Raw genomic sequence first — 17,830 nt, 5'->3', positions numbered from 1 at the left:
ACCGATTTGCTGTGACACAACACCATCTGCGCTTAAATGCTATTTACACTATCAAACTACAGCTAGGCAAACACAACCGCTTCCTAGCGAGACACTGTTTATCAGTTGTCTGCGGGATGGCTTTTATGACTAATCTCTTCGCTATAGTCAAGCAAGAAAAATGATTTTTTTCATTTTTTTTGTATTAGTATAAAAATACTAGATAATTAGCGGGTAATTTATTACGGTTAGCCATTGTAAATTATAACTATGTAAAATTTACGTGAGGAAAATGAATCGTGGTTTTTAGGTGGTGATTATGTCTGATGAGAAGGAAAGAATTGTTGTTTCGCAAAAGGAATGGGAAGCATTTTATAAAAGACATGCAGTTTTACCTGAGTCTGGTGAAACTACTAATTTTCTTGAATTTTTGCCGCAAAATGCGAATATCTTAGATTTTGGCGCGGGAAATGGGCGGTGGGCAGCAGCATTTGCACGGGATCGTCCCGACTTGATGATAGATATATTTGATCAGAATACAGAACAGGCATTTTTAATTCCTGAAAACTGGAAAGGAGAAAAGATTAAGGGTGATTTTGCGGATTACTCTGTAACTTGTATAGGTAAGCAGTATGATGGCATATGGTCGTATGCCTCACTATTTTTTATGAATTATAAGACGTTATATAAGACCTTTCATGAACTTGCACTCTCTTTGAAAAATGACGGGGTAATTTGGTTTTCCATGGTGGATAAATGCGATATATCTGACAAAGCCAGATTTAATGGGTTAACAGAAGAAGAAATATGCCGTATGCTGGCAGGTGAGAACTTACAGAAAATGTCTATTATAAAACATGAAAATAAGAAATACGGAAAAAACGAAATAATAATTCCGACATATTATGTTTTGGCTAGAAAGGCTTAAGTTTGCGTTTAATATAGCAAGTTAGGTGGTTTATGTAAGTTATCTCAGATTTTTATTTGCAACCAGCCCTTTTATTTTTCTATCAATCTGCCCAGCTTGTCTTGGGTTTATTATATCATTTCTATACAGTCCAGCCTTAAAAAATTCTGCATCTTCAGGAGAAGTAAATTGGATTTTAAACCCACGTCCAGCAGCTATACGAAAAATATCTCCATGAAATTCTTCTGGTATGCAACTTTTAATAGATTGCACCTCTTCTTTATCCATAAATGAACCTCCTGAGCCATCGAATTCAAATTCTATACATTTATTTTTATTCTCTGTTACACTATTTTTTACTGTAACTTTTGCCATAAATTACCTTTCCATATAAACAATCAAATGATATTAACTTTTATATCAAATATTTGCAACTATAGTCAATGTGCTTATGATATAACCTGTTAATTCTTTTATAACACCCTCTATAACCTAATATACTAACATATCATTATGAAACTAAATTTTATAAAAATGAACGGTAGTGGCAATGATTTTGTGGTTATTGACGCTAGGAAAGAGATGGTTAGCTTGTCGCGGCGGCAGGTGCGGATGCTCTGCGCGCGCGATAACATCGCAACCAAAGGCAGTGATCAGCTTGTTGTGTTAGAAAAGTCTGATAAAGCTGACGTGTTTATGCGGATATATAACGCTGACGGTGGAGAAGTGGACGCTTGTGGTAATGTAACACGATGTATAGCTGACATGCTTTACCTAGAATTTAATAGATTACCGGTAACGATAGCGACCAACGCTGGTATATTAAGCGGAAGCGCGAAAGAGGAAATTGACGGTATAAAGCAAATATTGGTGGATATGGGCAAGCCAAGATTTAGTTGGCGGGATATTCCGCTTGCTATGCCAGAGGTGGAAGCTGCTGAAAAAATTAAAAATTTTATTAATTTGCCGGAGCTGGGAGAGCCTAATTTTGTGAGTATGGGCAATCCACATGTGGTGTTTTTTATGAGTAATCTTATAGGTAATGAACGAGCGAAGCTTGTTGGAGAGAAAATTGAGAACTTTACTGAAGTGTTTCCAAAGCGAGTAAATGTCAGTTTTTCCAAGATATTTTATGATAAAGATGGGAACGCTGAGATTCAGGCGAAAGTATGGGAGCGGGGAGCGGGGCTTACCGCTGCCTGTGGAACTGGGGCTTGCGCTATGCTCGCCGCCGCTAATAAAATAAATACTTCTATTGATTTTTCCAAAATTCTGTTTAAGAACTCCGGTCAATCAGTGTATGCGAGTATCAGAAAAGATGGTAATATGATGCTTGGTGGCGCGGTGGAAACAGAATTTAATGGTATAGTGGAAATATGAGTTATGAGATAATCCCTATTGAGGAAAAACATATAGAGATGTTTCGTGAGGCGGTTGGCACAGTCGCTAAGGAAAGCCGCTATTTGGCGCTTATGGACACACCGTCTATAGAGCAGGTGAGAGATTTTATCGCCGAGCAATTGCGTAATAAAATGCCGCATTACATAGCTATTGAGGATGATATAGTTATTGGCTGGTGTGATATAGCGTCATTTAACCGTCCGGCACTAGCGCATTCTGGTGTGTTGCGTATGGGAGTATTACAGGAGTATCGTGGCAGTGGAGTTGGAGCGGAATTAATGAATGTGGTGCTTAATAAAGCCAAAGAAATGGGGATTGAGAGAGTGGAGCTTGATGTTCGCGCGGATAACGAGCGAGCGGTAAGATTCTATAAAAAATTCGGTTTTGAGGTTGAAGGTGTAAAGCGCAAAGCCTGCAAGGCTGGAGGAATTTATACCAATGTACTAACAATGGGGCTGTTGTTTGATGAGAAACAAATTGACTAACTTAGCTAAGTTTGATACTATGATTTGGGAAGTCACAAGACAATAAATGATAAAAATATGCTGAATTTCAATATCCATGAGGCAAAAACTAATCTATCAGCCATTATTCAAAAAGTTGAAGGCGGTGAGGATGTGGTCATTATGCGCGCGGGAAAGCCGGTCGCTAGGCTTATGCCTTACACACAATCCGCTCCTCGCAAACTTGGTATTTTTAAGGGTGAGATACATATTCCCGAGGATTTTGATGAGCCAATGCCGGAAGAATGGTTTGACGAGAAATAATGAGTAGCGTGCACTATCTTCTTGATACTCACATATTGCTGTGGGCGGTGACTTTGGACAAAAGATTACCAAATAATGTCTATGATATTTTACAAAATGGAGATATTCAGGTATCTTACAGCGTCATATGCCCGTGGGAGCTGGCAATCAAGGAAGCAAAAGGTAAAATAAAGCTGCCGGAAAACTTTTTTTCCGCATTGCCAGATTTGGGTTTTGCCTGCCTAGAGATAAAAGAGTCTCATGTACGGATGTTAAGAGAAATTCCATCAGGGCGTGGTGACCCATTTGACCGGATGCTGATAGCACAGGCAAAGGCGGAAAATATGACCTTGATAAGCGCTGATAAGCAGCTTTCAAATTATCTGGTAAATTTATTAGTTGTATGAGCAAGGTTTTAAGTAATAATTTGGAAGTTATAAATTTCGGTTGCCGGCTTAATATATATGAAGGCGAGGTTATCAAGCAACAAGCTGATGCGGCTGGGCTTTCTGGTACATTGATATTTAACTCTTGCGCGGTAACAGCCGAAGCAGAAAGGCAAGTGCGGCAGGCCATCCGCAAAGCACACAAGGAAAATCCCAAGGCAAAAATTATTGTTACTGGCTGCGGAGCGCAGATAAACCCCAAACAATATGCTGATATGCCAGAGGTAAACAGCGTTATCGGCAATGAAGAGAAACTGAAGAAAGAATTTTATACTGACTTGTCATCCCGAGCGAGCAAAGCGACGAGGGATCTTTGCGAAGAACAAAGACAAGATTCCTCGCAAATGCTCGGAATGACAATAAATAACGATGAAAAAATCCTCGTCAACGATATTATGTCGGTAACGGAGACCGCTTCGCATATGGTAGCGTCATTTGATGGGAAAGCTCGGGCGTTTGTACAGGTGCAAAATGGCTGTGATCATCGCTGCACTTTTTGCATAATACCTTATGGGCGGGGTAATAGCCGCTCTGTGCCGATGGGCGAGATAGTGGCACAGGTGCGAAGTCTTGTGGAGGCTGGTTATAATGAGGTGGTACTTACCGGAGTTGACATAAGCGATTACGGTAAGGACTTACCAAGCAGCCCAACACTCGGACAGATGTGCAGAAGATTGCTTAGTAATGTTCCAAACCTAAAACGTCTGCGCCTTTCTTCTATTGACGCGGTAGAGGTTGATGATGACTTACTTGATTTATTCGCAAATGAGCCGCGCCTGATGCCGCATATCCATATCAGCCTACAGGCGGGTGATGACATGGTGTTAAAAAGGATGAAACGTCGGCACAACAGGCAGAATATTATAGATTTTTGTGCTAAACTACGGGAGCTAAGGTCGGATATAGTTTTTGGCGCGGATATTATCGCTGGATTTCCGACCGAAACTGATGAGATGTTTGCAAATACGCTGAATTTAGTGAAAGAAACTGGCTTGATATATCTGCACGTATTTCCTTATTCCGCCCGTAGTGGAACTCCCGCCGCCAAAATGCCGCAAGTGGCAAAAGCTATTCGCAAAGAACGAGCGGCGAAGCTTAGAGAAGTCGGAGAAGAAAATCTACGAAAATATCTGCAAACACAAATAGGCAAAGAAGTTTCCGTGCTGATGGAAAAAGATAATATCGGTAAAAATGAGTATTTTACGCCAGTTACGCTGGACAAGGAATATAAGGCGGGAACAGTGATAAGAGCAGAAATAAGAAGATGTGATCAATACAAGTTATATGGTAATAGATTGTAATTTGTCATATTTTTGTAACACTAATATGTTAGGGTTGGACATATGGATAGTATAATTGTGGTTTGAAACATGCCTGAAAAACAAGCACGCGCTGAAAATATCTTAGCTAACCTTGGTATTAACAATACTGGTGAGAACGAGAAAAATATTTCAGCAATATCACATAATTTAAGAAAAAACGGGGTAGAAATTTCTCCTTATGCTTTAGCTGAACAAGCTATAATCGCTACTGGAAATGCAGAACTGAATCAAATTGCTGGTAATGCTAGATTTGCTCATATGATGAATTCTATTGGCGGCAACCCATCATTATACGGAATAGAGTATGGCGTGCGGAATTCTCCAGTACAAATCAACTTTTCTGATGTTATAGGAAAAAGAGGAGAAGCCATAGAAATTTCTGGTGGAGTTAATTGTAATTGCGGACAGCAAATTAACTCTCAAGACATCCCTCTTAGCATTTCGGCAAATGGTTTTATAAGATTTAGGTTCTAATTTTGGTCTATAATTCCTTTTTAGACGGATTTTTGGCAGTACACTTGTTGGCAATAAGATCCTTTAACCAGTTGAGTTTATCGTCCACTCCATGTTCTACCCTCTCAACCCAACTTTTTTTTGTTAATAAGTTTTCACTAAGACGTGATTTTAACCACTCTATATCATCTTGTATAAGATGCGCATCGGGCAGTTGTTCCCGCCACAAAATGTTCAATTAATCGCGTTTGTTTCTCTTTACTTAATCGGCTCTTTCTCATACCATCCAACGATAACATTAACTAGTTATCTGGGACAGCCCCAAGTATTTTTATGAGTCTTGATAAAGAGCTTTACCTTCCTAAAGCTAAAGTTGGCAATAATTCTTTTATATCTGTTTTTAGTCATAATTATATACACTATTATGTAATCGGCTCCCCAATCATTCAATCACCAGCAAACATGGCAAATGTAGGGGCAATAGCCGTACGACATGCATATAGCATTGACAACAAACTGGATGATGGGTTACCAATGTCTGGTAGAGTAAGTGTTAGAGGAACAACACGCCTATCTGTATCAATACCTCCAATGTATACTATATGGTACAATAATAGCTCAGGAACTGGTAGCTATATAGGCAATCAATTAGTACCAGTGACAAACGCAACAGCGGCAAGTGATACAACCTGCTGGGATAATAATAATTCAGCTGGCGAGACACAACGATATTCAATCGCGCAAAATGGTGGCAATGGCACCAACTGCGCTATATCAATTAAATTTTAATAGCTACAGCCATTCACAAAACCGTCACAAAAACTTAACTTGTTTTATGGTATTGCCTTATTTAGAATTATAACAACAGAAATAAGATAACAGCTCACTAGAACCATGCAAAAAGAGACTTTACGATATTATCCAAAGGAAAAGCCGACATATTTTAACGATAAAGCTTTTGAAGGTGGATTGGTAGGAGGCGCGTTATTTGGAGCCGTCGGAGCAGCTATTGGCGCGGTTGCGGGAGGGGTATTCGGTCATGCTGAAATAGAAAAAGAGCAGAAATACGGCAAGGAAGTTCACAAGGAAAACAGTATTTTCAACAATGGGATGGTTTCTGGTGCAATACTTAGTGCAGCCTTTGCTATGTTAATAGTAGGAGGCGGAATAACCGCTCTCACTATCGCGCCTACAATGATCACCTCAAGTGCTGTTGTGGGTGGTGTTGTAGCTGGCATAGGGACGAAATTCCTTAGAAGTATTGAATACGATTTTGCCCTAGAACAACAAAAAGAACGAAATGTCGCTTCGCAGGAGAATAACCAAAGTGTTTCGCCTGTACAATCCCTAGCTAAATCTCACTCTCCGTCTCATGAATCGGAAAAAGGCAAGGAAACTGGTACAAAATTTCAGGACAGGGAAAAGAAAAGGCGTGAGGAAATGTTCGAAAACGCTATGATGCTTAGCGGAAGATCTGTATAGCGTTCACATAGATTCTGTTCATATTGACTTTAGGGTTAAAAACGCTAAAACTTCCGAGATGAATTTTCTTAAAAAACTGAAATCTGGTCTATCTAAAAGCTCCAGCAAGCTTAGCGGTGGTATTACGGGTATCTTTACCAAGCGTAAGCTAGATGCAGCCTCGCTGGAAGAACTAGAAGATTTGCTGATTGAGGCGGATCTTGGTGCCTCTCTTGCCACTGAACTTACACAGGAATTCGCTAAAAACCGTTTTGATAAAGATATTGAGCCGGATGAAGTGCGGCAGTTTCTAGCGCAGAAAGTATCTGCTATTTTAGAGCCTTACGCTATTCCTCTTGAAATTCAAACACCACGTTTTTCACCTAAAGGTTTAGGTGGTGGCGTAAAAGTTATTGTGATGGTTGGAGTAAATGGCAATGGGAAAACGACCACTATCGGCAAGCTCGCCAGTAAATTAAAGGATGATGGCAAAAAAGTTATGATCGCCGCCGCTGATACTTTTCGCGCTGCCGCTGTTGAGCAAATACAAGAATGGGGCAGGAGAGCGGATATTCCGGTAATAACTGGAGAGTTTCAAGCGGATCCAGCAAGTGTGGCATTTAAGGCGTTGGAAACCGCGAAAGCGGAAAAGGTAGACGTGTTATTTATAGATACTGCTGGTCGTTTGCAGAATAAATCAAACCTGATGGCGGAATTACAGAAAATAATAAATGTTCTAAAGAAAATTGACGAGTCAGCTCCTCACCATGTATTGCAAGTATTAGACGCGACTACCGGTCAAAACGCTTTATCACAGGTAAAAGCCTTTAAGGAAATGGTAAATGTAAGTGGGCTTATAGTAACTAAGCTTGATGGAACGGCAAAGGGTGGGATTATCGTGGCGCTTGCCAAAGAAGCTAAACTTCCGATTCACGCTATTGGCATTGGCGAGAAGATTGATGATTTGGACGCTTTCATACCAGATGATTTTGCCCGTAACTTAGTTGATATTGACTAATCTCTTCTTCTACTTTCTCTCATTTTTAGCATTTTCTCAGCTATTATTATCGCTATTGTCGCTAAAGCAAAACCAGCGATTAAATCTATGATATAGTGGAATCCGGTCAGTTGAGCGTGAACGAAACAATATAAGGTAATTAACGCGCCAATTACACCAAAGAATTTATTACTCTTATACATATACCAGCTAAATAGGGCGGGAATTGATATATGGAATGATGGCATTGCACCAAGTATGAATATGGAGTCGGTAGTGCTATAGGATGCTCCAGCGGATTTTATAAAAGCTTGTGTTACCTCCATATATTTGCTCAAGGTAGCGTTCCATTTATCTTGTGACCAGTAAATGAAAGGACCAAGCGCCGGAGCTGCCATATAGAAGAAACCGCCAATGATGAAGTTTATAACAAGGGTGGCTGAGCATAAATTAAATAGGCGGATGCCGCCAGCAAGACATACCGGAAAAGCGAAAAAGAAAGTTATTTGAACAGCAGTCATATATTGAAGATAATCAATGGGTATCATCAGCAGGCTGTTTATTTTTTTCTCTATGGCAATTAATGGTGATAGCCACTCATCGGTTTTCTGATAAAAATCATCATAATATTTTGTGGTCGCTAAGTGCGCCCAATGCTTGGTAAGCATACATGAGTAAATAGCGAAATAAAATGTGAGATAATTGCGTGGTATTTCACTTATGTTTATCTGCTCTTTGTATTTCTTCCGACGATACTCATAAATAACCGCGCATACAAGTAAGGAAGGAACAAAAATTCCTAGATAGCCGATTAGAGAGGTAATACCCGGATTAAATAAGGGGAGGGTAAATACACTATTTGCTACTAACAACAATATTATACCAAGTAGCATTGCTACTTCTGATGGAAGTAAGAAGCTGAATATAGATTTCACTATTCGTTTCATATAAAAAATTTTTATGTTCTAGCTATAATAATAATTCCAACTTGACCATAATATGCTGGCTGAACTGATAATTCCAAATACCCATAGCGCTATGATCGCCTTTGTTTTACTTTCACTACCTGTCACCGGCTTTATAAAGATACATAATAATGGTAGTAAAGGATATAAATATCTGCCCTGAAACCCTTGTATAACATCAGCCTTATATTCTGACCATTGCACATAAAGCATGGTAAGGGCAAGTCCTATACATGATAGTGCCATGAGGGTTATAAAGAATTTTTTGATTTTACTATTTTCTAGCTGTTTCCCAACAGGCTCATAAGCCATTGCCATGAATATTGTTATTATAAGTAATATGTAGCTTATAATCGGAATTGATATATGATTGCTGCCCCAGCCGATAGAGCCTATAGACTCCCATAGCGAGTTAGGAAGCATTGGAGAAGCGAAAAATGTTTTAAGCACGACTACGCTAAAAGAAAATGGATGTGATATTATCCACTCAAATTGACCATCCGGCCATACCAACCCGTTATCGTTATAATATTTTATGTCGGATAATATCGCGTTTTTTGCCAGAGCTGACCAACCAAAACTGACAATTAGCGCTGGTATAATAGTAAGTATAATTGTGATGATATAGCTGTACTTGCTGGAAAATAATCTTTTAGGGATAAGAAATGCCAGAAATAATAGCGGAACATAAGCCCCTTTTCCCTGAGCGGCGATAAAAGCTAATATTATTAGTAGGACAATATCCTTGCTGGACACAGGTTTTTCCTTTTTCATTAGATACAATATTTGTCCAATAAAAAGAAAGACAATGGCAATTACTATGCCGTCAATATTCACACCGCTGCGAGAGTTCATCATCGCTGGTAGAAGGCAGAAAGCCGATAGTAAGATTTTATGTTCCCGCATCCGAGAAATGGCGATAGCTATTAAAAATACACTTAAGAAAAGACCAGTAAGGCGCAATATATAAAAATCTACCCATGCTTTATCTGTTATATTCTTACTGACATTAAAGACTAAGGCAAAAGGGAGATATAATAGAGGGTTGGACGCGGCGTAGGGGTTTTTATCCATCATTACTTGTCTTATTTTTGGCAGTTCTGGTGGAAAATTTTGTACTTCATCCACCAGATTTTTTATATCCCAGCGTGGTGATAATTTTAATTTTTGCTCTTGCATGAGCAGACCATTTTCCGCCCATATGGCAAGTTGGTCATTAGTGTCATTATATGGGTAGAGAAACTTGAAGTCGGCTATGTCAGTTACTCTTCTTACATGTTGGTTTTCGTCAATCATGCTGATGGGAGGAGCGAGGAAAACTAGAATAATTCCAGTTATTAAGGATATAAAAGCAAAAATATAGTGGGGTTTTTGTAAAATACTCATTTATGACCTAGTAATTTCCGACTATCGTTGAATATATAACGCTGGTGGCGCTTATAAAGCTAAACAGCCAAAGTAATAACGTCGCCTTATTTTTATTTTGCAAGGTAGTTATGGGTTTTACAAAAAATAATAGAGCTGGAATAAGTGGATAAAAATACCTGCCTTGAAAGCCAAGTACTATATCTGACTTGTAGCCAGTCCACTGTACGTAAAGCATAGTAAGCATTAGGGTAAAAGTAGCAAGCAAGATGGCTATAACGAAAAGTTTTTTTATTGATGATTTATAAAAGAAATTATTATTAGCTGGCTCATAAGCAGCGATAGCGAAAACCATTAATAGTAAAATCACGGCACTTAAAACTGATATATGAAAACCATTCCAGCCTAGATAACCAACCATTTGTGATACGCTGTTTGGTATAATGGGGGAAGCGAAAATAGTTTTAATAATAACTGTGGCAAACGATAATGGATGGGATATTATCCATTCAAACTGTCCGTCCGGCCAAGTCATAGCTCCGCCTTCCACGAAATATTTTACACCAGAGAGTATCTCCTGTCTTGCGTAATTAGACCAGATAAGGGAACATATCACAGCAGGTATAACAAGAATAATAATGTTTAGTAGCCTGTTTTTCTTGGAACGGAACATGTTTTTTGGAATAAGCAATACGAGGAATAGGAGAGGTAGATAGGCTCCTTTGACCTGAGCGGTGAGGAATCCCCAGATAAAAAGGCTAGTAAGATTTTTACCGGTAATCTTGGCGGAGTTATCTTTGTGATATGCCTCGCATAGATTATAGATAGTTATTATAAATAGTGCTGAACAACCTATAAGGAGACCATCAGCGTTTACCCCGCTGCGATTATAGAGCATTACTGGCAGCATACCAACTGTGGCGAGCAATATTTTATGTTCGGCGATTTTAGCTATGGCTATGGTAAAAAGAGTTACTGAGGAGATGAGAAATAGAAAGCGTATTATATAAAATTGTAGCCATATTTCTGGATGGAAGACAAAATTTATTAGCTTAAGTAGCATAGCAAATGGGAAATAAATAACAGGGTTGCCGACCGCGAAAATATTTTTGTCTATTTCTATTTCTTGTTCGGTAGGTTGTTCTATTTTTATTTTTTCTATGTCATTAAAATACCATTTTTTATGGTTCTCATGATAATTTTTTCGTACTACCCAGCCATTATCAACCCATAAGCTGAGTGGATCCTCAGTATAGGTGCGAGGATTTAGAAACTCAAAGTGAGAAATGTCCGATATGCGGCGGATGTGGTGGTTTTCATCAATCCCACCAATTGGCGGGATTAATAATGTAAGTATGAATCCGGCGATAAATGAGAAAATGGCGAATATATATTGAGGTTTGGTTGTAAAAAAACTATTTCGGTTACTTGAGGTCATGATACCCGCTACGGAATGGAGATAATGATAGATAATGCAGACGTTTATTTTCTCTTCTAAAACGAGCGATACCCTCCAATATGATGCCGCTGGTAAAAATAACCCCACTTAACATGATAAGACCAACAATACCAAAAGCTGTAGGGAAGCGTGGAACGGTACTAGTCTTTATGAAAGTTTCTATGATAGGGATAGCCAGTATTATAGCGATAATAAGCATTAACGCCGCAGTCCATGTAAATAATCTAAAAGGTCTGGTTTCGGCTAAAAATACTAGCATCCGCCACATTATTTTGAAGCCGTCATGAAAAGTACGGAGTTTGCTAACTGATCCTTCCGGTCTTTCACCGTGGTTAAAAGGAATTTCAATGAATGGAAGTCGTAGGTCAAGTGCGTGTACGCTAAGTTCCATCTCTATTTCAAAACCACGACTAATCGCCGGAAATGATTTTACGAAACGTCTATTGAATACTCTGTATCCAGAAAATACATCACTCATTCCACGATTGAATAATATCTCTACCAGTCGGTTGAACATTTTATTACCAAAAGCGTGATAGCGTCTTGTGGTAGTACCACCAATCATTCTGGTGCCTATTACCATATCAAGGCGTTTTTCTATAAGTGTGTTCGTGAAATCTATGGCTGGCGGTGCTGGGTGAGCGTTATCACCATCAGCTAAAATATAAATATCAGCGTCAATATCGGCGAACATTTGGCGCACGACATTTCCTTTGCCTTGTCTTGGCTCGCTCCTAACGATAGCTCCGGCTTCTTTCGCTTTGCGCGCGGTGCTATCGTTTGAGTTATTATCATAGACGTAAATTCTGGCTGTTGGAAAATTAGTACGGAAGGATGATACGACATCTCCTATGGTCATTTCCTCATCATAACAGGGTATTAGTATAGCTATGGAAAAATTTTCAGGTATCATTTTATATCCGGTTGGGTGAATATTGTTATCATTAAATAATTAGCTAACAAATGTGAATAAATTATTTATATAGTATCAATCCTAAGCAAATGCTTGGGATTGATGTGGTCAAACCACGCTTTCAACTTGCGGTTTTGATACTCATTTGTGTTATTAATAATACAAATGAGTATAGTTGTAGATATATAGTTGTATAAAATAATTAACTATTTTTATAAATTAACATATTGTTTTATATGTATTTTACTTTTTATCCTCTGTAGAAAATTATATATTGATTAACTTTATAGTAATTAATATGATATATTATGTAATATAAATCAGGCGGTCACAGGATTTTTTAGTGACCTTATACGATATAAGCGTTTTTACAGTTTTTATATTGCTAGAACGTTTTATCGGTTGTGTCAGGAGGATGCTATGAGTATTGGACCTTTATCAGGAGTGGCTGGTCTACAGCAACAACAGAATATACAAAAATCTAGCGGGAAATTAAATTCCGCCATTGCCGCGCTTGCCAGTGGTAAGAAATCTTCTTCCGCTGGAGAAGATGTCGCGACACTTTCACTCGCCAGCCAATTACAATCATCAGTAAGTGGGCTTAAGGCAGCGTCCGTTAATATAGCTCAGGCGAGCAGTCTTCTGCAGGTGGCGGATTCAGGTGTCGGTCAGATAGGAGATATATTACAACAATTGCGTAATCTCGCGCAGCAAGCTGGTTCTCCGGTTCTTAATGATGATAATCGCGCGGCTCTTAGTGAGCAGTTCGAGCAGTTGATTGGACAGTTGAATTCGGTTGTTGGTGGTACTAGTTTTAATAATAAAAAACTGCTCGATGGTGGATTGAGCGGTGATGATGCTATATCTATCAATAGTATATTATCTGTAGAGGGCGAAGATTCCGATAGGCTTTCTATAAAAAATCTTGCCAGCGATAATTTATTTGGTGGTAAGAGTCTTAGTATATTAGATGCTGTTAGCGCTTCTTATGCTTTATCGGTTCTTGACAGCGCTATAAATGATGTCGTTGGAGTTCGGGCTGAAATAGGCTCATTTTTGCAATCAATTGATTATGCCGCCGCTAATGTTGACTCTGCTATCGCGAATCAAGAAGCCGCGCGCTCTGAATTACAAGACGCTGATTTTGCCGCTGCCTCAACTGAGCAGTCGCAAGCTCTGCTACAGCAAAATGCGGCTATTGCGGTTGCCGCCCAAAGTAACAGACTTACACCGGCACTATTAAAATTAGTCAGCTAGATATTTTTGCAAAAAATTTGTCTTGTTCCCGCTGCGTAAAACCGACTCTTTCGTAGTCGGTTTTGATATTGCTTGTGGTAATTTTTATCGTAAGTTACTATAGTTTTTCTATAAAATTAGTGGAGGTGATATGAGTAAAAAAATAGCTCTCGCAGCCTGAGCATCATCAGGAATGGGTAAAGATTTTACCAAAGCTCTTCTTAAGGAGGGGATGGTGGTTTATGCCGACGCCCACCGCTTGGAAAACTAGATTAGGATACTAGAAGCACCATTTTTTGAGAATGGCGAGTTGTTGTTTTGGCGTACCATAATTGAACCTAAATTCACATTCTTTCAAGAATAAATGAAAGTTATTTTTGGGTATTCCATTGTATTTTCTAAGCACTCTTTTTGCTTGGTTCCAAAAATTTTCTATACCATTTATATGATTGTGTTTTTGTTCTACAAAGTGAGTTGAATGATTGATACGATGATGGTGAAATTCTGAAACATCCAAAGGACAGGACGATTGTGGCTGTTACCAAATTACGCTACTTTTGCAACAGACCTATTTTGCTCCATAATTAGATACATTTTATCTGGGTTTTTCAGCTGTATTAGTTGAGATTTGATCTGACATTCTTTGCAAACTGAGTCTGAATTACTCCGACGATGTACAGGGGGATTATCTACCAAGATGGGGATCATCAACAGGTTTTTCTATCAAGGCCACTCCCCTGTATTTACTTTCTTGACGTGCACGCCCACTCAAATTAGATTCAATTCTCCCCAATCTCTTGTTAATTTTTTCAGAGCGCTCTCCAAAAGCATCAACACCATCCTTAAATTTGGATTTGATATTTTTTACTTCCCCAATTAGTTTTTCTGGGTTTTTAGACCTACTTCCCGCTATACTATTTATAGTATTTTCTAATCTACTTAATTGGGCACTTAATTCCTTTCCATTAAATATTTTTTCAACTATTTTTTCAACTATTTTTTCATCTGTCATAATCAGGAGTACTCCTATTTGTTTGGGCAGTTTTGCGGCAAAGTTAAGCTGCAAATCGCTGGTTTATGTAGAGCAAAGCCCAGAAGTGGCGTATGTGATATGTTAATTAGCATACCTCACTGAGTATCAGTGAATCACACTTTGCGCTATGCTGTCAACAAAATTCATGCCCTAGATGAAATTTTTGAGATGATCAAAATCTCCGATTTTCATCCATCGTTTTTCTGTTGACTGCACCAGCTTGAACATCATTGCCGCCAGCATAGTCTCTGAGGTGCAGTTTTTGGTCTTATCCGTCCGAAGCTGGAAAATAGCTAAATCAATGATGTTCGCTCGTAAATGGCTGGGAGATCGTGCGTTTGACAGGATAGAGCGAACTCTAATTTGAAGTGCAACGGTTAAAGATTTCTTGAGGTGTTTTCCATCCAAGAATTTTTCTAGGTTTATTATTGATGATATTTTGGATATTTTCCAGCATTTTGTCTGTTGTTTCTCCACGATACTTCTTTGGCAGGAACTTTCGGATTAGTCCATTAGCGTTTTCCACTGAGTCTTTTTGCCATGAGCTATATGGGTCGCAGAAGTACGTTTTCGCGGGTAATTTCTGATGGTTAGTAAATTCCAAGCCATTATCCAGTGTGATAGATTTGGGATTAAATGGAGCAATTTTTTTTGCCAAACGTTGCGCCACACTCGCCGCATTTTTGCCCTCGGGATTGTTCACAATTAGTAAAAAGCGTGATTTGCGTTCAATCGCAGTGATAATATACTGTTTTTCCTTGCCAAAATGTACCAAGTCAGCCTACCAATGGTTATAATGTTTGCGGTTATTGATGTTTTTGTTTCGTTTGTGAATTGATGTTCTATTTTAGATTTTACCTTTGTTTTTTTGTGCTTTATGTTTCTTTCGTCGGGGTTTTTCTCGCCACAGGAATTGCCATAATTGCTGTTTGATTGCCCATGGCGCATGGTGTATATAACGATAGATGGTTTCATGGCAGAATGTCACTTTTCCATAGCAGGTTGTGGCGATTTGTTCAGGAGACCATCGCTCCTTTAAGCCATTGAGTAACATTGACTTTAACTCTGGGTGGCGGTCAATTTTGAAGATGCCGTTTCGCCTTCGTTTTCTTGCTTTGCTTGCCGCCGTATCAGGCAAATAGCCTATATGCGAGGAGTTGCGCCGAATCTCACGACTAATGGTTGCAGGGCTACGCCCAAGATTTTCTGCGATTTTGCGCCGAGATATTCCGTCTCTTAAGAGACGGAATATCTCATCCCTCTCAGCGCATGAGAGATGTTCGTATACTTTTTCCATGGCAACACTTCCTTACAGTAAGTGTTGCACTTCAGTCTAGAACTCAGGTAATACAGTTTATGTTGAAGTAACTATAGCATTCCAGCTCAAGAATTTCCCAAATTCTTAAGTTACGCTGGGATGCCACTAAGGCTTACTTCGCGCTGCGTTCAAGTAGTGAAGAGGTAGACTCTATATTTGTGCTGGTTACAAAAAAATAATTTTTTTACCAAGGAATTGGTTTTGGCAATCGTCTGATATTATGGTAACAGTTAATTTGCCATAAAATCATAGGAGATAGCCATGAAAAAACATTTTTCCATTTTGCTTATAAGTTCAGCGCTTTGTATCGCTACGCCAGCCTTTGCTGATGAGACGGCGATAACTATTTACAGTAAGGCGGGAGCAGGGGCTATTGACCCTAACATGTATCGTCCGGTACAAGGTAGAAGTGGCTATAACGGGATGAATGTTCCCGGTTACGGGGTGGTGAGGCAGGTACGGGATATAGAGCTTTCAGGCAAAAAAAATGTAGTAAAATATAGTGATGTCGCCGCTTATATTGACCCGACCTCTGTGCAGTTCAAATCACTTACTGATCCTAAAGGAACTAAGGTAGGGGAGCAGAATTATCAGTTTGATTTAGTAAGTCAGAGCAAATTACTTGAAAAATATATAGATAAAAAAATTACCGTAGAGAAAAACTCCGGTGATAAGGTAGAAGAAGTGAGCGGAACTTTGCTTAGTACGCAGGGTGGTATTACGCTGAAAACTGATGATAGTAAGATAAAGGCAATACGTAGTTATTCGTCAATTTCTTTTCCTGAGCTTCCTAATGGGCTTATAACTAAGCCAACATTGGTGTGGGATATATTTACTGGGAAGGTTGGTAAGCATAAAACAGAAGTTAGTTATCAGACTCAAGGTATGACTTGGTGGGCGGACTATAATCTTATTTACCGTGAAGGTAAGGACGCTAATAGTGGATTTGTTGATTTTAACTCATGGGTTTCAATAATTAACCAGACTGGTGCTAGTTTTAATGACGCTAAACTTAAATTGATGGCTGGTGATGTGCAGAAGGTTCAGCCACAGGGGAGGCTTTATAAAGTAAGAAATCAGGGATTTGCAGCTATGGCTGACATGGCAGAGGCAAAAGCTCCTTCCTTTTCTGAAAAATCATTTTTTGAGTATCATCTCTATACGCTGGATAAACCCACTATGTTGCCGAATAATTCCACTAAGCAGCTTGAACTTATTCCGGCAGCGAATAATGTTCCGGTGGAAAAGGTAATGGTTTATAACGGCTTTGGTTCACAATATTGGAATTATGGAGGGCTTTACACCGGACGTTCTTATGGAGTGGAAAATCCAAATAAGAAAGTGGATGTTTATCTTAAAATAATGAATAAAAAGGAGCTAGGTCTTGGTGTGCCGCTGCCCGCTGGTAGGATACGGGTAAATCAGCAGGATAAATCTGACGGTAGTTTGGAATTTATCGGTGAGGATATTATAGAGCATACACCGCGCAATGAGGAGTTGTTGATAAAGCTTGGCAGTGCCTTTGATGTGGTTGGAGAACGCAAACAGCTTGATTATTATCTTGATAGTAAACGTCGCTTCGCTGATGAGAAGATAGAAATTAAAATCCGTAATCAGAAAAAACAGGCGGTGAAAGTAAAAGTGGTTGAGAATCTATATCGGGCGACTGGTTGGGATATTTCAACATCCAGTGATAAATATACCAAAGACTCGGCTCACCAGATTCATTTTATGGTAAATCTAAAACCAGAGGAGGAAAAAATAATAACCTATAAGGTACATTATAGTTGGTAGATGGAGAAAATAGGTTATAGACAATAGGCAATAGG

The 17,830-nt window shown here is 39.1% G+C and carries 20 protein-coding genes and 2 pseudogenes; 12 read left to right on the top strand and 10 right to left on the bottom strand.

Annotation, left to right across the window (positions count from 1 at the left end):
• Window positions 1-298: 298 nt before the first annotated feature.
• Window positions 299-907: a class I SAM-dependent methyltransferase gene (locus tag R3D71_09275; GenBank protein MEZ5691837.1), complete on the top strand. Its 609-nt coding sequence runs from the start codon at window positions 299-301 to the stop codon at window positions 905-907.
• Window positions 908-946: 39 nt separating this feature from the next.
• On the opposite strand, the gene R3D71_09270 is transcribed toward R3D71_09275, so the two are convergent.
• Entirely contained in the window at window positions 947-1,261 is a 315-nt protein-coding gene (locus R3D71_09270; protein ID MEZ5691836.1) for a hypothetical protein, read from the bottom strand.
• A gap of 138 nt (window positions 1,262-1,399) precedes the next feature.
• On the opposite strand from R3D71_09270, the gene dapF reads away from it, so the two are divergent.
• From dapF to R3D71_09240, 6 genes are all read left to right on the top strand, one after another.
• Complete coding sequence (dapF, locus tag R3D71_09265) at window positions 1,400-2,266, top strand: diaminopimelate epimerase (GenBank protein MEZ5691835.1); 867 nt, start codon at window positions 1,400-1,402, stop codon at window positions 2,264-2,266.
• The gene (locus R3D71_09260) at window positions 2,263-2,772 is read left to right on the top strand and encodes a GNAT family N-acetyltransferase (GenBank protein MEZ5691834.1); all 510 of its coding nucleotides are present in this window, start codon (window positions 2,263-2,265) and stop codon (window positions 2,770-2,772) included. Before dapF ends, R3D71_09260 begins: the two co-directional genes overlap by 4 nt.
• A gap of 57 nt (window positions 2,773-2,829) precedes the next feature.
• Window positions 2,830-3,054 (top strand): type II toxin-antitoxin system prevent-host-death family antitoxin, encoded by a 225-nt coding sequence (locus R3D71_09255; protein ID MEZ5691833.1) that lies wholly within the window; start codon window positions 2,830-2,832, stop codon window positions 3,052-3,054.
• Window positions 3,054-3,440 carry a type II toxin-antitoxin system VapC family toxin gene (locus tag R3D71_09250; GenBank protein MEZ5691832.1) on the top strand — a complete coding sequence of 129 codons (387 nt, stop codon included), beginning with the start codon at window positions 3,054-3,056 and terminating at the stop codon, window positions 3,438-3,440. Before R3D71_09255 ends, R3D71_09250 begins: the two co-directional genes overlap by 1 nt.
• Complete coding sequence (gene mtaB, locus R3D71_09245) at window positions 3,437-4,780, top strand: tRNA (N(6)-L-threonylcarbamoyladenosine(37)-C(2))-methylthiotransferase MtaB (GenBank protein MEZ5691831.1); 1,344 nt, start codon at window positions 3,437-3,439, stop codon at window positions 4,778-4,780. The genes R3D71_09250 and mtaB overlap by 4 nt, the downstream gene beginning before the upstream one ends.
• Window positions 4,781-4,849: 69 nt before the next feature.
• Window positions 4,850-5,275, top strand: a complete 426-nt coding sequence (locus R3D71_09240) for a hypothetical protein (protein ID MEZ5691830.1) — start codon at window positions 4,850-4,852, stop codon at window positions 5,273-5,275.
• A gap of 176 nt (window positions 5,276-5,451) precedes the next feature.
• Here R3D71_09240 and R3D71_09235 read toward each other — a convergent pair.
• Window positions 5,452-5,535: pseudogene (locus R3D71_09235) on the bottom strand (IS1595 family transposase).
• Window positions 5,536-5,587: 52 nt separating this feature from the next.
• Between R3D71_09235 and R3D71_09230 the strand changes: the two are divergent.
• The 3 genes from R3D71_09230 to ftsY all read left to right on the top strand — a co-directional run bounded on the left by R3D71_09230 (window position 5,588) and on the right by ftsY (window position 7,733).
• On the top strand, window positions 5,588-6,043 hold the full coding sequence (locus R3D71_09230; GenBank protein MEZ5691829.1) for a hypothetical protein: 456 nt from the start codon (window positions 5,588-5,590) through the stop codon (window positions 6,041-6,043).
• Window positions 6,044-6,148: 105 nt separating this feature from the next.
• Window positions 6,149-6,736 carry a hypothetical protein gene (locus tag R3D71_09225; protein MEZ5691828.1) on the top strand — a complete coding sequence of 196 codons (588 nt, stop codon included), beginning with the start codon at window positions 6,149-6,151 and terminating at the stop codon, window positions 6,734-6,736.
• 58 nt (window positions 6,737-6,794) lie between these two features.
• Window positions 6,795-7,733, top strand: a complete 939-nt coding sequence (gene ftsY / locus R3D71_09220) for a signal recognition particle-docking protein FtsY (protein ID MEZ5691827.1) — start codon at window positions 6,795-6,797, stop codon at window positions 7,731-7,733.
• On the opposite strand, the gene R3D71_09215 is transcribed toward ftsY, so the two are convergent.
• The 4 genes from R3D71_09215 to R3D71_09200 are packed head-to-tail and all read right to left on the bottom strand — an operon-like array spanning window position 7,730 to window position 12,414.
• Window positions 7,730-8,647 carry a phosphatase PAP2 family protein gene (locus R3D71_09215; GenBank protein ID MEZ5691826.1) on the bottom strand — a complete coding sequence of 306 codons (918 nt, stop codon included), beginning with the start codon at window positions 8,645-8,647 and terminating at the stop codon, window positions 7,730-7,732. The genes ftsY and R3D71_09215 overlap by 4 nt on opposite strands.
• Before the next feature lie 30 nt (window positions 8,648-8,677).
• Window positions 8,678-10,063, bottom strand: a complete 1,386-nt coding sequence (locus R3D71_09210; GenBank protein ID MEZ5691825.1) for a DUF2142 domain-containing protein — start codon at window positions 10,061-10,063, stop codon at window positions 8,678-8,680.
• Window positions 10,064-10,070: 7 nt separating this feature from the next.
• On the bottom strand, window positions 10,071-11,480 hold the full coding sequence (locus R3D71_09205; GenBank protein MEZ5691824.1) for a DUF2142 domain-containing protein: 1,410 nt from the start codon (window positions 11,478-11,480) through the stop codon (window positions 10,071-10,073).
• The gene (locus R3D71_09200; GenBank protein MEZ5691823.1) at window positions 11,467-12,414 is read right to left on the bottom strand and encodes a glycosyltransferase family 2 protein; all 948 of its coding nucleotides are present in this window, start codon (window positions 12,412-12,414) and stop codon (window positions 11,467-11,469) included. Before R3D71_09200 ends, R3D71_09205 begins: the two co-directional genes overlap by 14 nt.
• Before the next feature lie 420 nt (window positions 12,415-12,834).
• On the opposite strand from R3D71_09200, the gene R3D71_09195 reads away from it, so the two are divergent.
• Window positions 12,835-13,671, top strand: coding sequence for a flagellin (locus R3D71_09195; GenBank protein ID MEZ5691822.1), 837 nt, complete (start codon window positions 12,835-12,837; stop codon window positions 13,669-13,671).
• Window positions 13,672-13,930: 259 nt separating this feature from the next.
• Here R3D71_09195 and R3D71_09190 read toward each other — a convergent pair.
• From R3D71_09190 to R3D71_09175, 4 genes and pseudogenes are all read right to left on the bottom strand, one after another.
• Window positions 13,931-14,167: pseudogene (locus tag R3D71_09190) on the bottom strand (transposase).
• A gap of 168 nt (window positions 14,168-14,335) precedes the next feature.
• Entirely contained in the window at window positions 14,336-14,662 is a 327-nt protein-coding gene (locus R3D71_09185; protein MEZ5691821.1) for a hypothetical protein, read from the bottom strand.
• 379 nt (window positions 14,663-15,041) lie between these two features.
• On the bottom strand, window positions 15,042-15,458 hold the full coding sequence (locus tag R3D71_09180) for an IS30 family transposase (protein MEZ5691820.1): 417 nt from the start codon (window positions 15,456-15,458) through the stop codon (window positions 15,042-15,044).
• Window positions 15,459-15,530: 72 nt separating this feature from the next.
• Window positions 15,531-15,980, bottom strand: a complete 450-nt coding sequence (locus tag R3D71_09175) for a helix-turn-helix domain-containing protein (GenBank protein ID MEZ5691819.1) — start codon at window positions 15,978-15,980, stop codon at window positions 15,531-15,533.
• Window positions 15,981-16,262: 282 nt separating this feature from the next.
• Here R3D71_09175 and R3D71_09170 point away from each other — a divergent pair, with 282 nt between their 5' ends.
• Complete coding sequence (locus tag R3D71_09170; GenBank protein MEZ5691818.1) at window positions 16,263-17,795, top strand: hypothetical protein; 1,533 nt, start codon at window positions 16,263-16,265, stop codon at window positions 17,793-17,795.
• Window positions 17,796-17,830: the final 35 nt, after the last annotated feature.

The organism is Rickettsiales bacterium (assembly GCA_041396965.1).
Classification (GTDB): Bacteria; Pseudomonadota; Alphaproteobacteria; order Rickettsiales; family SXRF01; genus SXRF01.
Note: the sequence above shows the minus strand (reverse complement) of the source record. Positions and strands in the feature narration are given on the sequence as shown.